Source organism: Mycobacterium farcinogenes (assembly GCF_019739075.1).
Lineage (GTDB): Bacteria > Actinomycetota > Actinomycetes > Mycobacteriales > Mycobacteriaceae > Mycobacterium > Mycobacterium senegalense.
Genome location: NZ_CP081673.1, coordinates 3,369,832 through 3,387,122 on the forward strand (window position 1 = coordinate 3,369,832; position 17,291 = coordinate 3,387,122).

Sequence of the window (17,291 nt, forward strand, 5' to 3'; positions counted from 1 at the left end):
CAACGCGCACCTCAACCGAGCGGGTCTGACCACTCTGCCGTAGCCGGTACGCTGGGTTTTCATGAAGCCGATGAAAGCCGTGATCTTCGCTGCCGCCTTAGCGGTGTCCGCAGGTGGGGCGTTCAGTGGCATCGCCGCCGCGGATCCGGAGACGCCGGTACCACCCATCCCCGCGCCGGGTCCGCCACCCGGGCCCGTCGAGCCGGCACCTGACGCCCCGCCGCCGGCCGCGCCCGCCGCCGGTAAGGCCATCGACCACGACGGCCTCTTCATGGTCGGCACCGACATCCAACCGGGCAACTACGCCTCGGCCGGCCCGGTCGAGGGCGGCACGTGTTACTGGAAGCGGATGGCCGATCTTCACGGTGGCGACATCATCGACAACGCATTCACAAAGAAGCCACAGGTCATCACCATCGAGGCCACGGACAAGGCTTTCAAGACGAGTGGTTGCCAACCGTGGCAGCCGACGGACGCCGTACCCGACACCCCGGCCAGCGGCCCCATCCCGGCGTTGGTCGGCCAGGCCAAACTCCGGGCGTGGATGGATTCGCTCAACAACAACGCCCGCAACTACGACGGCTCCTCCGTGCCGATGCCCTGACGGCTCGGCGCCGAGGGCGCCGCGGGATCAGCCCGGCGGGATCAACGGGGGCCGGCACGCATTGCCGACCGGGTCCCACCACCAGCCGTTGTCGCACATGGGCGGTGGCGGCACCACCGGCGGACGACAGGTATTGGCCACCGGGTCCCACCACGAACCGTTCTCACAACCCAAGGGAACAACCGGTGGCCGGCACACATTCGCCACCGGATCCCACCATTCTCCGGCGCCGCAGTCAGCCCAGCTGACCGCCGGCGTGGCCACCGTGACCACCGCCATCACACCGAATGGCGCCAACACTGCGCCGACGCCCGCTGCGCAGCGGCCCATGATGCCGGTCATCTCGCACCTCCCCGAGAGATCACGTCTCGAGCCTATCCGGCGGTTGTGGCTGTCACCAGGAAGCGGACACGCCGGGCGTCGCCGCGCACGGCGAGTTCGGCGTGACCGGGCCGGGGCGGCAATCCCTTTGCTGCACAAGATCACCCGAGACGGCCGTTGTCGTTGCCCAGATGTCACGCAGGAAGCACCCACGGCGCGGCCGGCGCGCGCGGTAACGGCACGCTGCTAGTCTGCGAGGGCTGCCGGTTGCGCCGATCGCGGGCCGATTCGCCCGGCCAGCCGCGGCTCTGACAAAACAGCGAAGTGACGAATCAGCTGAGTGGATACGGAAAAGGGTGTTGTGCGCGGCGCAGAGATCAAGGCCCTGACGGGACTGCGCATCGTCGCGGCGGTGTGGGTGGTCCTGTTCCACTTTCGGCCCCTGCTCTATCAGGTGGCACCGGATGTCACCGAGGCGCTCGCTCCCGTACTCGACCGGGGTGCGCAGGGCGTCGACTTGTTCTTCATCCTCAGCGGGTTTGTCCTCACCTGGAATTACCTCGATCGCATGGGGCCGGCCTGGTCGACGCGGGCCACACTGCACTTCTTGTGGCTGCGGCTGTCGCGGGTGTGGCCGGTGTACCTCGTCACGTTGCACCTGGCCGCGTTGTGGTTGATCTTCACGCTCAACGTCGGACACATTCCGCCCGAGGACACCAGCGGCTACAACGCCGTCAGCTACGTACGCCAGCTGTTCCTGGTCCAGTTGTGGTTCGAGCCCTACTTCGACGGTTCGAGCTGGGACGGGCCGGCCTGGTCGATCAGTGCCGAATGGTTGGCCTACCTGCTGTTCGGAGCGCTGATCCTGGTGATCTTCCGGATCGCGCGGGCCACCCGGGCACGCAGCCTGGTCCTGCTGGCGATCGCCGCCGCGTTGCCACCGGTGGTGCTGCTGATGGCCACCGGCCACTTCTACACCCCGTGGAGTTGGTTGCCGCGGATCGTCATGCAGTTCACCGCCGGCGCCCTGGCCTGCGCGGCGGTGCGCAAGCTGCACCTGACGGAGCGCACTCAGAAGCGCGCCGGCTACCTGTCGATCGTGCTGGGCGCGGTGATCGTCGGCGGGCTGTACTTCTTCGACAAACACCCGATGAACACCGTCGGCGACGCCGGAGGCATGGTCGACATCCTGTTCGTGCCGCAGGTGGTCGCGCTGGCGGTCGGCGTCGGCAGCCTCCCGGCGTTGTTGTCCACCCGGCTGCTGGTCTACGGCGGACAAATCTCGTTCGGCCTGTACATGGTGCATGAGTTGGTCCATACCGCCTGGATCTGGACCACCCGGCAGTTCGAGTTGACTCTGACGCCGACCCTTTCAGGCAAGGCCACGTTGCTCGGCTTGTTCGCGATCTCGTTGGTGGGCGCGATCGCGCTCTACCACCTCGTGGAGGAGCCGGCCAGGCGCTGGATGCGCAGGATGGTCGACATCCGGCCCGTTGAGCAGGCCAACACCAAGTTGCACCGGATCGATACCGAGGACCGGTCCGACGAGGTCGCCGCCCGCGCCGGCTGACGCCTGTAACCTTCCAAACCCGCTGTGCGACAGGTTGTTATGCCCTTGTTATCACTGTGTCACCGGCCGCCTATCAACGGCCGAAGTTCACCCAATAGGCTATCCCGGTATCGCGGTCCGGGACGATCTGTGTCTCGCTGGCAGTGGAGGTTGCAGTGAGTCGTCTGACCACTTTCATCGTCTCGCTTGCCCTCCTGGTGGGGCTGTTCACACATGCTCCGTCTCGGCGCTACGTCACCTCGGGACTTGATCCGCAGATCAGCCATATCGCGGTGATCGGTGATTCGTACACCACGGGCATGCTCGCCGAGGGTGGGATGGGGCCGAGGAACTGGGCGCCGCTGGCTTGGAAAGAGTTGGCGGACCGCGGCGTGCAGGTGGATGCGGATGTGGTGGCCGAGGGTGGTGCCGGCTACGAGGCGCGCGGCAACCATGGCAGCGTCTTCGCTGACCTGACCGCGAGGGCGGTGCAGCCCGACGACGCTTTGATCGTCTTCTTCGGCTCGCGCAACGACAAGGACGCCGATCTGGGTGCGGTCACGCGCTTGAGCCACGATGCCCTGACCAGGGCTCGCCAGTCCGCTCCCGCCGCCCGGATCCTGGTTATCGGACCGCCGTGGGTGAATCCCGATGTGCCGCCGAACCTGCTGGGCGTTCGTGACATCCTGCGTGATCAGGCCCGCCAGGTGGGCGCGACGTTCGTCGATCCGATCGCCGAGCGCTGGTTCTTCGATCGTCCGGAGCTGATCGGCGCCGACGGCATCCACCCGACTGATGCGGGCCATGCCTACATGGCAGACAAGATCGCGCCGCTCATCGGCAAGGAACTCCCGCGCTGGGTCTGACCGTGCCGGTTCACCCGCCGGACGTGGTGCGGAAACGGTCTCGGTAGGCCTTCGGCGTCACTCCGAGGTGATTGACGAACACCCGGCGTAGTGTCTCGGCGCTCCCGAAACCCGCCAGTCGGGCTGATTCGGCCACCGGGTGTCCCGCATCGAGGGCTGCCCGCGCGACATCGATGCGCACCGCTTCGACGTAACGCGCCGGTGTGGTGCCCAGTTCGGCCTGAAACAGCCGGGTCAGCTGTCGCGTACTCAACGAAGCCAGGGCCGCAAGGCTTTTCACGCTGTGGTCTGCGGTCGGATCGGCCGCGATCGCGTCGGTGGCCCGACGCAACGCTGACTCCGCGGGTGCGTCGCACTCGACCAGTGTGGAGAACTGTGACTGACCGCCGGCCCGCTTGAGATACACGACCAGTGACCGTGCGACCTCACGGACCAGATCCGTGCCGTAATCCGCCTCCACCAGCGCCAAGGCCAGGTCGATGCCGGCCGACACTCCCGCGGAGGTGTAGACGTCTCCGTCCCGAACGAAGATGGCGTCGGGTTCGACCGAAATCGTGGGATATGCGCGGGCCAGCAACCGCGCGTGCCGCCAGTGCGTGGTCGCCCTGCGGTCGTCGAGCAGGCCCGCGGCGGCCAGGATGAAGGAACCCGTGCAGATCGATGCCAGCCGCCGGGTCCGGGTGGGCACGTCGCGCAGCGCTGCCACCAGAGCGGGGTCGATCGGCCGGCCCACGAGATCGTCTCCGCCGGAGACCAATACGGTATCGACCCGGTCGATGTCGGAGATCCGGTCGGTCACCGAGAACCGCGTGCCGATCGAGGTGGTGACGTCGGCGCCGTCGACTGAGGCGATCCGCAGACGATAGTGGGCGCCGAACCGGTTGGCCTCGGCGAAAACCTCAGCCGGCCCCGCGGCATCGAGCAGTTTCATCCCGTCGAACACGACGATCACGACGTCACGCTGGGCCATCCGTACATTGTGTCGCTTTCTGTGGGAAACATGGCCCAACAGACATGGTGGATGCCGTCGGCCCGATCGCAGACTGGTTGCACAGGGGCACCTGAAACCGCATATCCATTGATCAGAGCTTGAGGAGACAGTGATGACGATTTCCTTGTCCGACAGCGTCGCCGGGATCGAACTGCCCGACACCGCGCTGGTGCGGGAGACCACCGAATACATCCGCGACATCGAGGACGAGTTGTTGTTCAACCATTCGCGCCGGGTGTTCTACTTCGGTGCGCTGCAAGGGTTGCGCAGGGGTCTGCAGCCCGATCTGGAATTGCTGTACGTCGGAGCGATGTTCCATGACCTCGGGCTGAACGAGCCGTACCGGACGGCCTCTCAGCTGCGTTTCGAGGTCGACGGGGCCAATGCCGCCCGAGACTTCCTGCTACAGCGCGGTGTCGACGAGGCTGCGGCGCGCAAGGTCTGGCTGAGCATCGCGCTGCACACCACACCGGGCGTGCCCGAGTTCCTCGATCCCGAGATCGCGCTGGTCACAGCGGGTGTCGAGACTGATGTGCTCGGTATCGGCCTGGCGGACCTGGCGCCGGATGACCGGGACGCCGTCACCGCCGCGCATCCACGGCCGGATTTCAAGAACCGGATCCTGCGGGCGTTCACCGATGGGGTGCGGCACCGGCCCGGGTCGACGTTCGGCACGGTCAACGCCGACGTGCTCGCCCACTTCGACGATTCGTTTGTGCGCGAGGACTTCGTGGACGTGATCGTCGCCAACAAGTGGCCGGAATAGCTTGCACTGCAAGATAACCAGCGGATCAGGCGGAGGCGGTACGCCGTTCGGCGAGCTCTCGCAGGGGTTCTGGCAGCGCGGGCGCCCGCAGGATCGCCGGAAGGTGTTGCGGCTCCAGGGTCAGGGCGCGGAAGACGAGGCCGACGGTGATGTCGTGGTCGGGCCGCGCGGTCACCATGATCTGGTCGCCGGCGCAGACCGGTCCCGGCGTCACCATCCGCAGATATGCGCCCGGGATCGCCGTCCTGGTAAAGGTTTTGACCCACCCGTTGATCTGTAGCCAGTTGGCGAACGTCCGGCACGGTATGCGCGGGCGGGACACCTCGAGTTCGAGTCCGCCGGACCCGACCCGCCACCGTTCCCCGATGACCGCGTTGGTCACGTCGATACCCGCGGTGGTGAGATTCTCACCGAACACGCCGTTGGCGATCTCACGGTCCAGTTCGGTCTGCCAGGCATCGAGGTCTTCACGTGCGTAGGCGTACACCGCCTGGTCGTCACCGCCGTGGAACTGCTGGTCGCCGATCGTGTCGCCGACCAGGCCGCTACCGAGCCCACCGTGCATGGGCCCGGGAGCGCGCACCGCGACCGCGCCGTCGACGGGCCGCTTGTCGATGCCGGTAACGGCACGCCCCTCTGCGGTGTTGGGCCGTGGATGGGCCACGTTCACCGTCAATACCTGCGCCATGATGCACAGCGTAGTGGCTTAGAAAGCCGGTGTCGCAACACCATTCGGGGCAGCCGGCGGTGGCGGCACCGGCAAGCACAACCCGGTTGCGAGATCGAGCTGCCGACCGGGCACGCAGAACGGTGAGCAACCGTTGGTGACGCCCGTTTCCCCGGGCGGGCACGCCGAGCTCGGGGCCGGTGTCACGATCGTGGCGACCGCCATCGACCCGGCTGACAGCACCGCGGCCGACACCACGGTGAAAATCCCGCGCCACACTGCGCTCGTCATCGACTGTCTCCTCATGAGCTGAACCTGCCCGGCCTCTGCGCGCAGTCTAGGCCGCGCGATTGCGCGGCACCGGCAGTTGTGCCGTTGCCGGCCCGGGGCCGGGTCGGTCCGCTAGCGTCACCTGCTTGTGCAGACCCTGATCGATTTCGAGCGCGCGCCCGTCTTCGCCATTCCGATCACCGACCCGGCCGGCGGGCTCACGGTTCGCGAGGGGATGCTCCTTGAGGGGCCGCAGGGGTGGGGCGAGTTCAGCCCGCTGCCGAATGACGATGCACTGGTCCGGTGGCTGACCGCGGCGACCGAGCCGGGCACCGTCGGCTGGCCCGACCCGGTCCGTGGACGAGTCCCGATCGCGGTCACCGTGCCCGCCGTCGGGGCCGCCCGCGCCCATGAGATCGCCGCCGCGTCCGGTTGCCGCGCCGCAACGGTCGAGGTGGCATCAGCAGCGCTGCCTGAGGACGTCGAGCGGGTGCAGGCCGTGCGCGACGGTCTGGGCCCCGGTGGCGTCCTCCGGTGCGATGCCAAAGGGCGGTGGGACTCGGACACCGCGGTCGCCTCCATCGCGGCGCTCGATCGCGCGGCCGGCGGACTGGAGTTCGTCGCGCAACCGTGCCGCACGACCGAGGAGCTGGCGCAGGTCCGCCGCCGGGTAGAGGTGCCGATCGCAGCCGGGGAGTCGATTCGCCACGCCGATGATCCGATCGGGCTCCGCCTCGGCGAAGCGGCTGACATCGCCGTGCTCGCCAGTGGACCGCTGGGCGGGGCTCGCCGGGCGTTACGGGTCGCCGAGTCCTGCGGCTTGCCCTGCGTGGTGAGTTCGACGCTGGAGTCGACCATCGGCCTGGCGGCCGGCCTCGCGCTGGCCGGGGCATTACCCGAGTTGACCTCCGCCTGTGATCTCGGCACCAGGGGGTTACTCGCCGGCGACCTCGTCGCGGACTCGCGTTCCCTGCGGCCGGTCGATGGCTACCTACCGGTGGCGCCGATGCCCCCGGCGCCGGAGCGCGGCCGCCTCGAGCGGTACGCGGTCACCGACCCGGACCGGCTGGCCTGGTGGCGCGAGCGTCTGCAGAGCGCCATATCTGCATCTTGACCAGTCTTGATGCGGTTCCGGGCGGCTCGGTGGGAGCCATGCCCGGCGACTCCGCGCGGAACAGATTCAAGTAGCGCACTACGCATGTGGGCGACAGGCCGGCATCTCGAGAATCGACTTCGTCAGCTACCGCTGGCGGGGAGATCCAACGGAGGATGCCATGTCGTTGTTCGCCAAGCTGTCGGAATTCCGGGCGGTAAAGACCCAGGACTCCGGTGGGACCGACGAGCTCAGTATCAGCAGGGCTGACGGTTTCCAGTTCAAGGCTGTATCGATGTGTCAGGGGGATGTGGTGGACCTGGACCGGTTGCTGCCGTTCGACGGCCAACTGGAGATCGTGCTGCGGGAGGTGGATGTGCGCACCGACGAGATGCAGGACGTGGGCTCGATCTTCATCCGGTCCGACGAGTTGGGGCGCGGCGAGCTCACCCAGCAGTTCGACGGAGCAGGTGCGTTGTACGACCTCACCTACAAAGTCATCTGAGCATCTTCAGTCCTGCACGGCCTTCGCGACGGCCACGCATGTGGTCAACCAGCCCGCGTCGGGTTCCGCTGTTTCGGTCAACTCCCACATGACGTTGTGCAGCATCCGGACGATCACCCAGGCCCTGGCCCGGTCCGCATCCAGGCCGGCCGCATCGACCAGGGCCGACAACCGCCGCCGGACCCCTTCGCGGACATAACCGGCCAGTTCGTCCCACCGGTTCCACAGCATCGGCGCGACCTCATAGTGAGGATCGCCGTTCATCGGCTTGGGATCGATCACCAGCCACGGCTCGCGGTTCGCGGCGAGCACGTTCTCATAGTGCAGGTCGCCGTGGATCAGGGTGCCGGTCGTTGCGGGATCGGCGGCCAGATCCGTGCCGAGGGTGATCGCCTGCTCCACCAGCCGCCGGGGCACCGGGGCATTGCGGGGGAGCCGGGTCAGCTCGGCGGTCCAACGTGCGGTGGACTCGGCCAGTGACCGCAGCTGGGGGAGGGCAGGTACGTGTATTCGGCCGTAGAGCCCGGCGATGACCTCGCAGGCCTCGATATCCCAGAGCTCGTTGAGGTTTCGTTCCTCCAGCCGTTCCAGCAGCATGATCCTGCGATGTGGCTCGGCGCGCAGTAACCGGACTGCGCCTGCGCCGGACCACCGCCGCAGCGCGAGGTGTTCGTGTTCGGACTCGTCGTCAGGGAACGCGGTCTTGAGCACCGCGGATGCCCCGTCAGCCGTCTGTACCGGCAGGACCAGCGAGGCATGCCCGTGCAGGGCGGCCCCGTCGGCGCGTAGCTCCCATTCGGTGAGCTGGTTCCGAACCAGCCTCGGCAGAGCGTCGACCCACGATTGCCACTGCGGCCCCCGCGTGCCCATTGCGCGCACCGCCTCGGGCAGATCGATCATCGCCACCATCGTCGCACCCCGGGCGGCCCGCGGGGCATCCGGTTTTGACAGACTGTGCTCCATGGCACAGATAACCTTGCGTGGAAACCCCATCAACACCGTCGGCGAACTGCCCGCCGTCGGCAGCCCGGCCCCCAGCTTTTCGCTTGTCGGAACCGATCTCGGCGCCGTCACCAACGATCAGTTCGCGGGTAAGGCAGTGCTGCTGAACATCTTCCCGTCGGTCGACACCCCGGTGTGCGCCACCAGCGTGCGTACGTTCAACGAGCGTGCCGCGGATGCCGGCGCCGCGGTGCTGTGCGTGTCCAAGGACCTGCCGTTCGCGCAGAAGCGTTTCTGCGGCGCCGAGGGCATCGAGAACGTCACCACCGCGTCGGCCTTCCGCGACAGCTTCGGTGAGGACTACGGAATCGCGCTCGCCGACGGCCCGATGGCCGGACTGTTGGGCCGTGCTGTCGTGGTGATCGGCGCCGACGGCAAGGTGGCATACACCGAACTGGTGCCCGAGATCGCCCAGGAGCCGAACTACGACGCCGCCCTGGCCGCGCTCAAATAGTTCACGCAGCCGTCACCGAAACCCTCACCGGCGCCCGGCGCCGGTGAGGGTGCGCCGCTAGATCGGCCATTGCTCGCGGCGATGAGCCGCGTCGAAGAACATCCACTCATATTTCGCCGTGACCACGAAATGGGCTCGTGCGGCGGCTTCGTCCGCTTCACCCAGCGTCGGTCCGAGCCGATCCGTCAGATCGAGTACCTCGGCCACCGTGGCGGCGAATTCCTCGCCACCGTAACTGTCGATCCAGCGCTGGAAGCGCCGATCGGGCGAACCCTGTTCCAGTAAGGCGGCCCCGACTCGGGCGTAGATCCAGTAGCAGGGAAGCACCGCCGCCAACCCCTCGGCGAAGGTACCGCCGTACACAGTGGCCAACAGGTAGCTCGTATAGGCCCGCGTGGTCGGCGCGATCGGCGTCGCGTTCAGAGCCTCGGCGTCGAGTCCGAGTTCGGGCAGCAGTTCGTTGTGCAAGCCGAGTTCGACGTCGAAGATCTCAGCGGCGTGCCGGGAGAACATCGCGGTGTCGGCCAGGGTGGGTGCCTTGGCCCCCACGACGGCCAGCGCGCGAGCGTAGTCGCGCAGGTAGTGCGCGTCCTGCGCCACGTAGTGGGCAAACGCGGTGTCGTCGAGGCTGCCGTCGGTGAGACCGGTCAGGAACGGATGCGCCAGGATTGCGCTGAACGTCGGCTCGATGGCCTCCCAGAGTCGAGTTGACCAGGGTTGCGGCTGTGCGTCGGAGTGCATACCACCATGGTCTCAGGTGACGGGCAAACGTTGTGCCGTCCGTCGACAGCGTCAGCCGTGCAATGGTTTTCGACGCCGTCGCGGTCAAACCCGAGGTGCCGTAGACGCTTTGCCGCAGCAGTCCACCTGGACGCCGGTCGGACCTGCCATCCACGCGACGGTCAGTTCCGCCGCCAGGGCCGCCGGCAGTGGGCGGGGTAACCGTTCGGTTACGTTCCTGCATCTGATTGATCCTGTGCCCCATACCAATTGGGCAAACCCGCCGACGAGCGGTACAAATGGTTGACTCGACTGACAGCGACCAGCAGTCGAAGTCGCCTTCCGGTGGTCGAGAGAGTTGATGTTCGATGAGACGTACCTTTGCCCTTCTGTTCAGTCTGGCATTCCTGGTAGCGGCTCCCGGAGTGGCCGGCGCCGCACCGATCGAACGCCCGACCGGCAACCAGCGCTTCGTCGATCTCGTGATAGCCCGTGCGCTGTCGCAGCGGGGCGTGCCCTTCAGCTACGGCGGTGGCGACGTCAACGGGCCGACTCGCGGCATCGCCCGCACCCTGCCCGCTCCGGGCGTGGCCCCGGTTACCCCGCCGCTTGCCGGCGGCGGTCTGGTGCCGGGTCTGTCCACCCCGGCCGTGCAGGCACCTGTGCTCACCACCCCCGGCGTTGCGGCCGTGCCCGATCCCTCGTCGAACGTGGTCGGTTTCGACGCGTCCGGGCTGATTGTCTACGCCTTCGCCGGGGCCGGGGTGAAGATGCCGCGGTCCTCGGGCGAGCAGTACAAGGTGGGCCAGAAGGTGCTGCCGTCTCAGGCGCTGCCCGGTGATCTGATCTTCTACGGGCCCGAGGGCACCCAGAGTGTGGCCTTGTACCTGGGCAACAACCAGATGATCCAGGGCACCGAGCCCGCAGTCGCGGTCACCCCGGTGCGTGGCGAGGGCATGACGCCCTACCTGGTTCGCATCATCGCCTGACCGCTGAAATTCGTGCGTTCGGGACGGTCGAGCCGTCCGTAAGCTCTGTGCTGTCGACGATGAAGGGCGCACAGCACAGATGGAACAGACACCCGCAAAGGCGAGGACGACTTTCCCCGGCATCAGTTCGCGGGCCTGGGAGCATCCGGCGGACCGGACCGCACTGACCGCGCTGCGTCGGCTCAAGGGGTTTGATCAGATCCTCAAGGTGTTGTCGGGGATGCTGCGCGAACGCCAGCACCGGTTGGTGTATCTGGCCAATTCAGCTCGGGTCGATCGGCGGCAGTTCGCCGATCTCGACGCGTTGCTCGACGAGTGTGTGCAGGTGCTCGACGCTCCGGTGCGGCCCGAGATGTTCGTCATACAGTCGCCGGAAGTCAACGCGTTCTGCATCGGCATGGAGGATCCGTTCATCGTCGTCACCTCGGCGATGTACGACCTGATGACGCATGACGAGATGCGCTGCGTCATCGGCCATGAGCTCGGCCATGCGCTCAGCGGCCATGCCGTCTACCGCACGATGCTCGATCATCTGATGCGGCTGGCCTCGTCGTTCGGGTTCATCCCGCTCGGAGGATGGGCGCTGCGGGCGATCGTCGCGGCCCTGCAGGAGTGGCAACGGAAATCAGAACTCTCCGGCGACCGCGCGGGGCTGTTGTGCGGCCAGGATTTCGACACGGCGATTCGGGTCGAGTTGAAGTTGGCTGCGGGCAGTCACCTCGACAAGCTCGACTCGCAAGCGTTCCTCGCGCAGGCACGCGACTACGAGGCGACCGGGGACATGCGCGACGGGGTTCTCAAACTGCTCAACCTCGAGATGCGCACGCATCCCTTCTCGGTGCTGCGGGCTGCGGCGCTGACCAAGTGGGTCGACACCGGTGGTTACGGGGCGATCATGGCCGGCAACTATCCGCTGCGGTCTGACGATGGAGCGGCGAGTTGGAGCGAGGACATCAGTGCTGCGGCGCGCCATTACAAGGACGGCTTCGACCAGTCCAACGATCCGTTGATCCGGGGCATCCGGGACGGTCTGGGCGGCGTCGTCGACGGGGTCGGCCAGGCCGCGACGAGCGCGGCCGACTCGGTGGGCCGCAAGATCTCCGAGTGGCGCCGCAACAACAGGCAGAGCGAGGAATAACGTCCGGCGGGGTGTTGCCGTCGGATCAACGGTAAGCCCCTAGACTAGGCGCTCGTGGGCATCCTGTTTGGCTTCGCGCCGTGGATCATCTATTGGGTACTGGTCGGCAACGTACCGTTCTTGGTCGCCGTGCTGGTGGCGCTGGCAACGGCCGTCGCCACGTTCACGATCAGCCGGATCTCCGGGGCGCCGGGGCGCACTCTCGAGGTGGGCGCACTCGCGACCTTCGTCGTGCTCACCATCCTGACCCTGGTGCTGAGCCAGGACGTCATGGAACGCTGGCTACAGCCATTGAGCACCGCGGGCATCTTCCTGGTCGCCCTGATCGGTCAGCTGATCGGCAAGCCGTTCGTGATGGAGTTCGCCGCTGCCGGTCAACCACCCGGGGTTGTGGAAAGCGATCTGTTCCAACGGATTGTCAAGATTCTGACCTGGATCTGGGTGGGCGTATTCGCCGGGATGACGGTCTCCTCGGCCATTCCGCCGATCGTTCAGGGTGATGCCACGATTCTGGACACCGAGACTCCGCTGTCGTTCATCTGCTACTGGGTCATCCCGTTCGTCCTACTGGGACTGGCCGCGCTGGCTTCTCGCGTCCTGCCCGACCGGATGACCGCCGGCATGAACGACATCGTGCGAAAGACCACGTTCGTGGCGTTCTCCGAAGCCGAGATCGACCAGCTCTACTACCTGGCCCAGGAACATGCCAACCGCGAGGTCGGCGCGGGCCAGGAAGCCTACGACGTACGCGTCGGCGGATCGGGAACACCGTTGGTGGGCGACGAATCCCGGATGTCGTGGCCGTCGACCTACAAGGTGCGAGACCGCAAGCGCTAGCCGTACTCAGCCGGCCGGCATCATCCCCATCAGGCTGAACATCATCACGATTCCCGGCAGCAGGTTGGTCACCTGGTGCGCGACGATTCCGCCCCACAAGCTGTCGGAATACAGCCGCGCCAACGCGATTGGGATCGCCACCACCAACAGCAGCGGGGCCCGCTGCGGTTCCAGGTGCGCCAGTGCGAACACCAAGGTGGACACGATCGCCGCGGTGATGCGTCCCCAACGCTGTTCGAGTGCTCCCCAGAGCAGTCCGCGATAGACCACCTCTTCGCAGATCGGGGCGATGCCGGCGACCAGCAGCAGTACAACCACCGCCAGCGGCCACGACGTGCGGACCCCTTGATAGACGGCGCCCACGGCTGAGGTCGCGTCGGGCCCGACGATCGACTGGTAGAGCAAGGCGGCCGGCAGCGTGACAAACAGTCCGCCGAGGCCGAAGGCAAACCCCAGACCGGCGGCGCGCCAAGACCATTGCCACCGAAAGTCCAGGCGGGGACCGTTACCGCGCCATACTGCGATCGCGATGGCCAGAGCCGCGGCGGCCAGCGTCGGCACGCCGATCGCGACGGTGATCAGCCAGGCCGGCGCAGGGCCGGGGGGAGCGAGTATCCCGAACGCTGCCGAGGTCAGCAGATAGACGGCCTCGACGACGACGAAGGCGCCCAGACCCCAGCGGTGGGTCGGCAGTGGTTTCCGAGGATGCGGTCGCCTGGCGTCCGGCTCCGCGGACACGTCACCTGATTCGGCGACCATGCCGGTCCTCCTTCCTCCACGCTTGCGACCGGTTGCGACTGTCCAGTGAACTCTAATCGGCACTTTGTGCATGCGGTGTGCCCGTACCGTCGGTTGAGTGCGGTGGATCGTGGACGGGATGAACGTGATCGGCTCGAGGCCCGACGGCTGGTGGAAGGACCGGCGGGGCGCCATGGCCGGGTTGGTGGAGCGGCTCGAACGCTGGGCCGCGGCAGGCGGACACCGGGTAACGGTGGTGTTCGAGGAGCCGCCGGTGCCGCCGATAGAGTCCGCTGTCGTTGAGGTGGGTCACGCTCCGCGGGCGGGGGCGAACTCCGCCGATGATGAGATCGTGCGGTTGGTCGAGGCCGCTGCGCTGCCCGCCGAGATCACCGTCGTGACGTCGGACAGCGGGCTGGCAGCCCGGATCCGCGATACGGGTGCGGCCGTTCAGTCGGCCGCCGGCTTCCGGGATCTGATCGAGCGATTCGGACATTGACCAGCTCGGGCCACGGCGCGATCAACCCGTCGGCTGCAGGCCCGTCGCTTTGATCTCGCCGTCAACAACCCACTGCCGCAGTGATTTCCGGTCGAACTTCCCGCTGGGTAGCGTCGGTAGCCGATCGCTGGTGGTCAGTGCCCATCGGGTCGGCACCTTGTAGGCGGACAACTGCGCGCGGCAGTGTGCGGCCAGTGCGGCCAGGTCGAGATCGGCGGCGGGCACGACGATCGCGCAGACCTCCTCGCCGCGCTGTGGATCGTCGATGCCGACGACCACGCACTGCGCTACATCCGGGGACGCGGCGATCACGGCCTCGACTTCCAGCGGGGAGACGTTGGCACCGGCGGCCTTGATCAGGTCGGTGGTGCGCCCGACGTAGAACAGCCGGGGATCGCCGTCGCGCCGGTAAACCTTGTCGCCGGTGTGATACCAGCCGTCCGCGTCGAAGGTTTCCGACCGTTCGCGCTTGTTGTATCCGGCCATGACCCCGATACCGCGGACCAGAAGTTCGCCGGTGTCACCGGGAGCGACGGGGGCCCCGTGCTCGTCGACGATGGCCATGTCGGTGAACGCGAACCCGCCTGCGGTCTCAGTCATGGTGCGGTGCACCGGAAATCCGTCCGGAACATCGGTCATGGCGATGTCCAGCGGTCCGTCGCGCAGCATCGGTGCGCTACTCAGGTCGCGGTCGGCGAACGATGGATGTTCGCGCAACTTCTGGGTGAAGGCGGGCCAGCCTACGATCCCGGTGATCCGTTCCCGCTCAGCCAGATCCAGTGCGGTTGCCGGATCCAGTTTCGGCATGATCACCAGGGTGACGTGTTCGTGCAGGGCGCCGGTGACGGCGAGCAGTCCGCCGATCCAGAAGAACGGCATGGCACACAGGATTCGGGCTTCGTCCTGTGTTCCGGTGATCGCCCGGATGGCGGCAGGCCAGGTCGTGGTCTGCCGTACCAGTGTGCCGTGGGTGTGCAGGACACCTTTGGGGTCGGCGGTGGATCCGGACGTGTGCACCATGATCGCGAGATCGGCGGGGGAGACCTCGGCTTCGGCGGCGGCGAGCACTTCGGACGGCACCCCGTCCGTCGTCTCGTCGCACGCCGTCGAAGCCCACGGCCGGTCGATCGCGCCGACCACGGCGATGCGACGCAGATAAGGGGCGGTGCGCAGGGCCAGTCGGGGCGTCGACTGGTCGGCCAGATCGGGCAGTGCTGCTTCCAGGCGCTCGGCGACATCGATGTTCAGTACCGTGCCTGGCGCAATGAGCAGCCCGATATCGGCCAGCCGCAACACCTTCGCGATCTCGGCCGGGGTGTACAGCGTGCTCAGCGGGACCGCCACGGCTCCGATGCGCGACACTGCGAGCCACCACGTCACCCACTCGGCGCCGTTGGGGAAGAACAGGCCGACCCGGCTGCCCTTGCCGACTCCTTCGTTCAGCAGCCACCGCGCCAGGTGCGCGGACCGTTGCTCGGCCTCGAGGTGGGTGAGCCGCTCGGTCGGAGTCACCAGGTAATCGGACTCACCGAACTCGGCGACACTGCGCCGCAACAGAGCGGGGATGGTCAGCGGGGATTGCGTCACCCGTCCATCTTCTCCAATGCCGTTGCGGGTCTGCCGGCGGAGGGTCAGCGATCGCCGCAGGCGGCACAGCCGCTCCGGGGCGGACGTGGATCGCCGGGGTCGCTCGGGTCGGGGTCGCCGAACCAACGGGACGGCTCGTGCTCGGTGTAGGAGTCGTGCCAGGACCACCATTCGTAGGGCTCGGTCTGCGGGTACCCCGCCGGTGAGTCCTCCCAGTTCTCCTGGCGCCCGAGTGCGGTCATGTCCAGGAAGTTCCAGGTGTTGACGAACGCCTCGTCACCCCTGTTGTTGATGAAGTAGGTGCGGAAGATCTGGTCGCCGTCGCGAATGAACGCGTTGGTGCCGTGCCATTGATCGACACCGAAGTCCACATCGAACTCCGCGCCTGGCCGGGGAATCATGGTGTACCAAGGATGGCTCCATCCCATGCGCTCCTTGATCCGTGTGATGTCCTCCTGGGACCCGCGCGAGGCGTAGACCAGGGTGGTGTCGCGTGCGTTGAGATGAGCCAGGTTTCCGATGTGGTCGGCCATCAACGAACAGCCGACACAACCGTGTTCGGGCCAATCGTCCACACCCGGATCAACAAAGGCGCGGTACACGATCAGCTGACGGCGCCCGGCGAACAGATCGAGCAGGGTTGCGCTGCCTCCGGGGCCCTCGAACCGGTAATCCTTGTTCACCGGGGTCCACGGCATCCGTCGGCGCATTGCCGCGAGCCGGTCGCGTGCACGGGTGAATTCCTTTTCCTTGACCAGCATTTCATCGAGTGCGGTCTGCCATTCCGGCTCCGACACGATCGGTGGATTCTGCACGGTTGCTCCCATCGTCGGTCCACTGCAACGGTGTTCAATCATTCAACAAATCGGTTGAATATTGTTCCTCGAGCAAACCACTGCACGCGGCTATAGTCAACAAGGTGGTTGAAGATCAAGTTCTGGACCGCGCCTATTCGGCTCTGGCCGACGCCACCCGCCGCCGGTTGCTGGAGGCGCTGAGGGAGGGTGACGCCCGCATCAGCGACCTGGCCGCCCCGCTGCCCATGACCTTCGCCGGCGTCTCTCGTCACATCGGTGTACTGGAAGCCGCCGGGCTGGTCCAGCGCGAAATCCGCGGTCGGGAGCACTGGGTGTCGCTGAGGCAGGAAGGCTTGACCATGGCCCAGCAGTGGATGTCCGAGCAGACGGACTTCTGGTCGACTCGCGCGGACGCCCTGGCCGCACGGTTGCGGCGGAAGGCGGATTCTCGATGACCGACTCGGCGACGGTCCGGGTGCGCCGAGTGATGCCCGCGGCCCCCGATGTGGTGTTCGACGAATGGCTCGACCCTGAGTCGCTGCGGGAGTGGATGTGTCCGCGGCCGGTGTACTGCGTCGATGTCGTCGTTGAACCTCGGGTGGGCGGGCGAGTGCGTTTCGACATCGACGATTCTGGTACGCGCGTGCTGATCACCGGACAGTTCCTGGCCATCGATCGGCCCCGGGCGCTGCGCTTCACCTGGAGCAACTCGGACTGGAACGATCCGACGGTGACCAGCATCGTCAATGTCGAATTCGAGCCGGCCGGAGACGGGCAGACGTTGATGTCCATCGAGCATTCCCTTTTGCCCCCAGAGGAATTCGACAACTTCCACAGCGGGTGGATCCTCACGGCCGAACAGCTGGGCACCCGGCTCGAGCAGTCGCCGACCTAGACT

Annotated in this window: 22 protein-coding genes; 13 read left to right on the forward strand and 9 right to left on the reverse strand. The window is 66.8% G+C overall.

What is annotated here, in order from left to right; genetic code table 11:
- Window positions 1-61 precede the first annotated feature (61 nt).
- A complete protein-coding gene (locus K6L26_RS15960) occupies window positions 62-604 on the forward strand; it encodes an Rv1352/Rv1906c domain-containing protein (protein ID WP_019344437.1) in 543 nt (180 codons plus the stop codon).
- A 27-nt stretch (window positions 605-631) separates the two neighbouring features.
- Here the strand turns inward: K6L26_RS15960 and K6L26_RS15965 are convergent, their stop codons facing one another.
- Entirely contained in the window at window positions 632-946 is a 315-nt protein-coding gene (locus tag K6L26_RS15965; RefSeq protein WP_019344438.1) for a hypothetical protein, read from the reverse strand.
- 340 nt (window positions 947-1,286) lie between these two features.
- On the opposite strand from K6L26_RS15965, the gene K6L26_RS15970 reads away from it, so the two are divergent.
- Together K6L26_RS15970 and K6L26_RS15975 are read left to right on the forward strand one after the other, a co-directional pair.
- Entirely contained in the window at window positions 1,287-2,495 is a 1,209-nt protein-coding gene (locus tag K6L26_RS15970; protein ID WP_019344439.1) for an acyltransferase family protein, read from the forward strand.
- A 155-nt stretch (window positions 2,496-2,650) separates the two neighbouring features.
- On the forward strand, window positions 2,651-3,340 hold the full coding sequence (locus tag K6L26_RS15975; protein WP_036389735.1) for an Rv0518 family GDSL lipase: 690 nt from the start codon (window positions 2,651-2,653) through the stop codon (window positions 3,338-3,340).
- A gap of 10 nt (window positions 3,341-3,350) precedes the next feature.
- Here the strand turns inward: K6L26_RS15975 and K6L26_RS15980 are convergent, their stop codons facing one another.
- Entirely contained in the window at window positions 3,351-4,310 is a 960-nt protein-coding gene (locus K6L26_RS15980) for a GlxA family transcriptional regulator (protein WP_221850745.1), read from the reverse strand.
- 133 nt (window positions 4,311-4,443) lie between these two features.
- On the opposite strand from K6L26_RS15980, the gene K6L26_RS15985 reads away from it, so the two are divergent.
- Window positions 4,444-5,097 carry an HD domain-containing protein gene (locus K6L26_RS15985; RefSeq protein ID WP_085141567.1) on the forward strand — a complete coding sequence of 218 codons (654 nt, stop codon included), beginning with the start codon at window positions 4,444-4,446 and terminating at the stop codon, window positions 5,095-5,097.
- 25 nt (window positions 5,098-5,122) lie between these two features.
- Here K6L26_RS15985 and K6L26_RS15990 read toward each other — a convergent pair whose 3' ends face one another.
- Entirely contained in the window at window positions 5,123-5,785 is a 663-nt protein-coding gene (locus tag K6L26_RS15990) for an MOSC domain-containing protein (RefSeq protein ID WP_085141566.1), read from the reverse strand.
- Window positions 5,786-5,803: 18 nt separating this feature from the next.
- Window positions 5,804-6,055 carry a hypothetical protein gene (locus K6L26_RS15995; protein ID WP_076112087.1) on the reverse strand — a complete coding sequence of 84 codons (252 nt, stop codon included), beginning with the start codon at window positions 6,053-6,055 and terminating at the stop codon, window positions 5,804-5,806.
- A gap of 127 nt (window positions 6,056-6,182) precedes the next feature.
- Here K6L26_RS15995 and K6L26_RS16000 point away from each other — a divergent pair, with 127 nt between their 5' ends.
- On the forward strand, window positions 6,183-7,148 hold the full coding sequence (locus tag K6L26_RS16000; protein ID WP_221850747.1) for an o-succinylbenzoate synthase: 966 nt from the start codon (window positions 6,183-6,185) through the stop codon (window positions 7,146-7,148).
- Between the two features lie 160 nt (window positions 7,149-7,308).
- Window positions 7,309-7,632 (forward strand): hypothetical protein, encoded by a 324-nt coding sequence (locus K6L26_RS16005; RefSeq protein WP_085141563.1) that lies wholly within the window; start codon window positions 7,309-7,311, stop codon window positions 7,630-7,632.
- 6 nt (window positions 7,633-7,638) lie between these two features.
- Here the strand turns inward: K6L26_RS16005 and K6L26_RS16010 are convergent, their stop codons facing one another.
- The gene (locus K6L26_RS16010; RefSeq protein WP_085141665.1) at window positions 7,639-8,532 is read right to left on the reverse strand and encodes an aminoglycoside phosphotransferase family protein; all 894 of its coding nucleotides are present in this window, start codon (window positions 8,530-8,532) and stop codon (window positions 7,639-7,641) included.
- Window positions 8,533-8,593: 61 nt separating this feature from the next.
- On the opposite strand from K6L26_RS16010, the gene tpx reads away from it, so the two are divergent.
- Complete coding sequence (tpx, locus tag K6L26_RS16015) at window positions 8,594-9,088, forward strand: thiol peroxidase (RefSeq protein ID WP_019344448.1); 495 nt, start codon at window positions 8,594-8,596, stop codon at window positions 9,086-9,088.
- Between the two features lie 57 nt (window positions 9,089-9,145).
- Here tpx and tenA read toward each other — a convergent pair whose 3' ends face one another.
- Window positions 9,146-9,829, reverse strand: coding sequence for a thiaminase II (gene tenA / locus K6L26_RS16020; RefSeq protein ID WP_085141562.1), 684 nt, complete (start codon window positions 9,827-9,829; stop codon window positions 9,146-9,148).
- Between the two features lie 347 nt (window positions 9,830-10,176).
- Here tenA and ripD point away from each other — a divergent pair, with 347 nt between their 5' ends.
- The 3 genes from ripD (at window position 10,177) to K6L26_RS16035 (ending at window position 12,772) form a co-directional block, all read left to right on the forward strand.
- Window positions 10,177-10,797, forward strand: coding sequence for an NlpC/P60 family peptidoglycan-binding protein RipD (gene ripD, locus K6L26_RS16025; protein ID WP_036387290.1), 621 nt, complete (start codon window positions 10,177-10,179; stop codon window positions 10,795-10,797).
- 79 nt (window positions 10,798-10,876) lie between these two features.
- On the forward strand, window positions 10,877-11,935 hold the full coding sequence (locus K6L26_RS16030; RefSeq protein WP_036387292.1) for a M48 family metallopeptidase: 1,059 nt from the start codon (window positions 10,877-10,879) through the stop codon (window positions 11,933-11,935).
- Window positions 11,936-11,989: 54 nt separating this feature from the next.
- The gene (locus K6L26_RS16035; RefSeq protein WP_019344452.1) at window positions 11,990-12,772 is read left to right on the forward strand and encodes a hypothetical protein; all 783 of its coding nucleotides are present in this window, start codon (window positions 11,990-11,992) and stop codon (window positions 12,770-12,772) included.
- 6 nt (window positions 12,773-12,778) lie between these two features.
- On the opposite strand, the gene K6L26_RS16040 is transcribed toward K6L26_RS16035, so the two are convergent.
- Window positions 12,779-13,531 (reverse strand): CPBP family intramembrane glutamic endopeptidase, encoded by a 753-nt coding sequence (locus K6L26_RS16040; RefSeq protein WP_221850749.1) that lies wholly within the window; start codon window positions 13,529-13,531, stop codon window positions 12,779-12,781.
- A 97-nt stretch (window positions 13,532-13,628) separates the two neighbouring features.
- On the opposite strand from K6L26_RS16040, the gene K6L26_RS16045 reads away from it, so the two are divergent.
- Window positions 13,629-14,009: an NYN domain-containing protein gene (locus K6L26_RS16045; RefSeq protein WP_221850751.1), complete on the forward strand. Its 381-nt coding sequence runs from the start codon at window positions 13,629-13,631 to the stop codon at window positions 14,007-14,009.
- Between the two features lie 21 nt (window positions 14,010-14,030).
- Here the strand turns inward: K6L26_RS16045 and K6L26_RS16050 are convergent, their stop codons facing one another.
- Entirely contained in the window at window positions 14,031-15,596 is a 1,566-nt protein-coding gene (locus K6L26_RS16050; RefSeq protein WP_221850753.1) for a class I adenylate-forming enzyme family protein, read from the reverse strand.
- Window positions 15,597-15,640: 44 nt separating this feature from the next.
- Window positions 15,641-16,411 carry a DUF899 domain-containing protein gene (locus K6L26_RS16055; protein WP_221850755.1) on the reverse strand — a complete coding sequence of 257 codons (771 nt, stop codon included), beginning with the start codon at window positions 16,409-16,411 and terminating at the stop codon, window positions 15,641-15,643.
- A 104-nt stretch (window positions 16,412-16,515) separates the two neighbouring features.
- On the opposite strand from K6L26_RS16055, the gene K6L26_RS16060 reads away from it, so the two are divergent.
- Together K6L26_RS16060 and K6L26_RS16065 are read left to right on the forward strand one after the other, a co-directional pair.
- Complete coding sequence (locus tag K6L26_RS16060) at window positions 16,516-16,848, forward strand: ArsR/SmtB family transcription factor (protein WP_019344457.1); 333 nt, start codon at window positions 16,516-16,518, stop codon at window positions 16,846-16,848.
- Window positions 16,845-17,288, forward strand: a complete 444-nt coding sequence (locus K6L26_RS16065) for an SRPBCC family protein (protein ID WP_221850756.1) — start codon at window positions 16,845-16,847, stop codon at window positions 17,286-17,288. Before K6L26_RS16060 ends, K6L26_RS16065 begins: the two co-directional genes overlap by 4 nt.
- Window positions 17,289-17,291: the final 3 nt, after the last annotated feature.

Excerpts from the sequence above, each read along its gene's own strand:
- K6L26_RS15960 (WP_019344437.1), top strand. The coding sequence starts at position 62 with ATGAAGCCGATGAAAGCCGTGATCTTCGCTGCCGCCTTAGCGGTGTCC.
- K6L26_RS15965 (WP_019344438.1), bottom strand. The coding sequence starts at position 946 with ATGACCGGCATCATGGGCCGCTGCGCAGCGGGCGTCGGCGCAGTGTTG.
- K6L26_RS15980 (WP_221850745.1), bottom strand. The coding sequence starts at position 4,310 with ATGGCCCAGCGTGACGTCGTGATCGTCGTGTTCGACGGGATGAAACTG.
- K6L26_RS15985 (WP_085141567.1), top strand. The coding sequence starts at position 4,444 with ATGACGATTTCCTTGTCCGACAGCGTCGCCGGGATCGAACTGCCCGAC.
- K6L26_RS15990 (WP_085141566.1), bottom strand. The coding sequence starts at position 5,785 with ATGGCGCAGGTATTGACGGTGAACGTGGCCCATCCACGGCCCAACACC.
- K6L26_RS15995 (WP_076112087.1), bottom strand. The coding sequence starts at position 6,055 with ATGACGAGCGCAGTGTGGCGCGGGATTTTCACCGTGGTGTCGGCCGCG.
- K6L26_RS16005 (WP_085141563.1), top strand. The coding sequence starts at position 7,309 with ATGTCGTTGTTCGCCAAGCTGTCGGAATTCCGGGCGGTAAAGACCCAG.
- K6L26_RS16010 (WP_085141665.1), bottom strand. The coding sequence starts at position 8,532 with ATGATCGATCTGCCCGAGGCGGTGCGCGCAATGGGCACGCGGGGGCCG.
- tpx (WP_019344448.1), top strand. The coding sequence starts at position 8,594 with ATGGCACAGATAACCTTGCGTGGAAACCCCATCAACACCGTCGGCGAA.
- tenA (WP_085141562.1), bottom strand. The coding sequence starts at position 9,829 with ATGCACTCCGACGCACAGCCGCAACCCTGGTCAACTCGACTCTGGGAG.
- ripD (WP_036387290.1), top strand. The coding sequence starts at position 10,177 with ATGAGACGTACCTTTGCCCTTCTGTTCAGTCTGGCATTCCTGGTAGCG.
- K6L26_RS16030 (WP_036387292.1), top strand. The coding sequence starts at position 10,877 with ATGGAACAGACACCCGCAAAGGCGAGGACGACTTTCCCCGGCATCAGT.
- K6L26_RS16040 (WP_221850749.1), bottom strand. The coding sequence starts at position 13,531 with ATGGTCGCCGAATCAGGTGACGTGTCCGCGGAGCCGGACGCCAGGCGA.
- K6L26_RS16065 (WP_221850756.1), top strand. The coding sequence starts at position 16,845 with ATGACCGACTCGGCGACGGTCCGGGTGCGCCGAGTGATGCCCGCGGCC.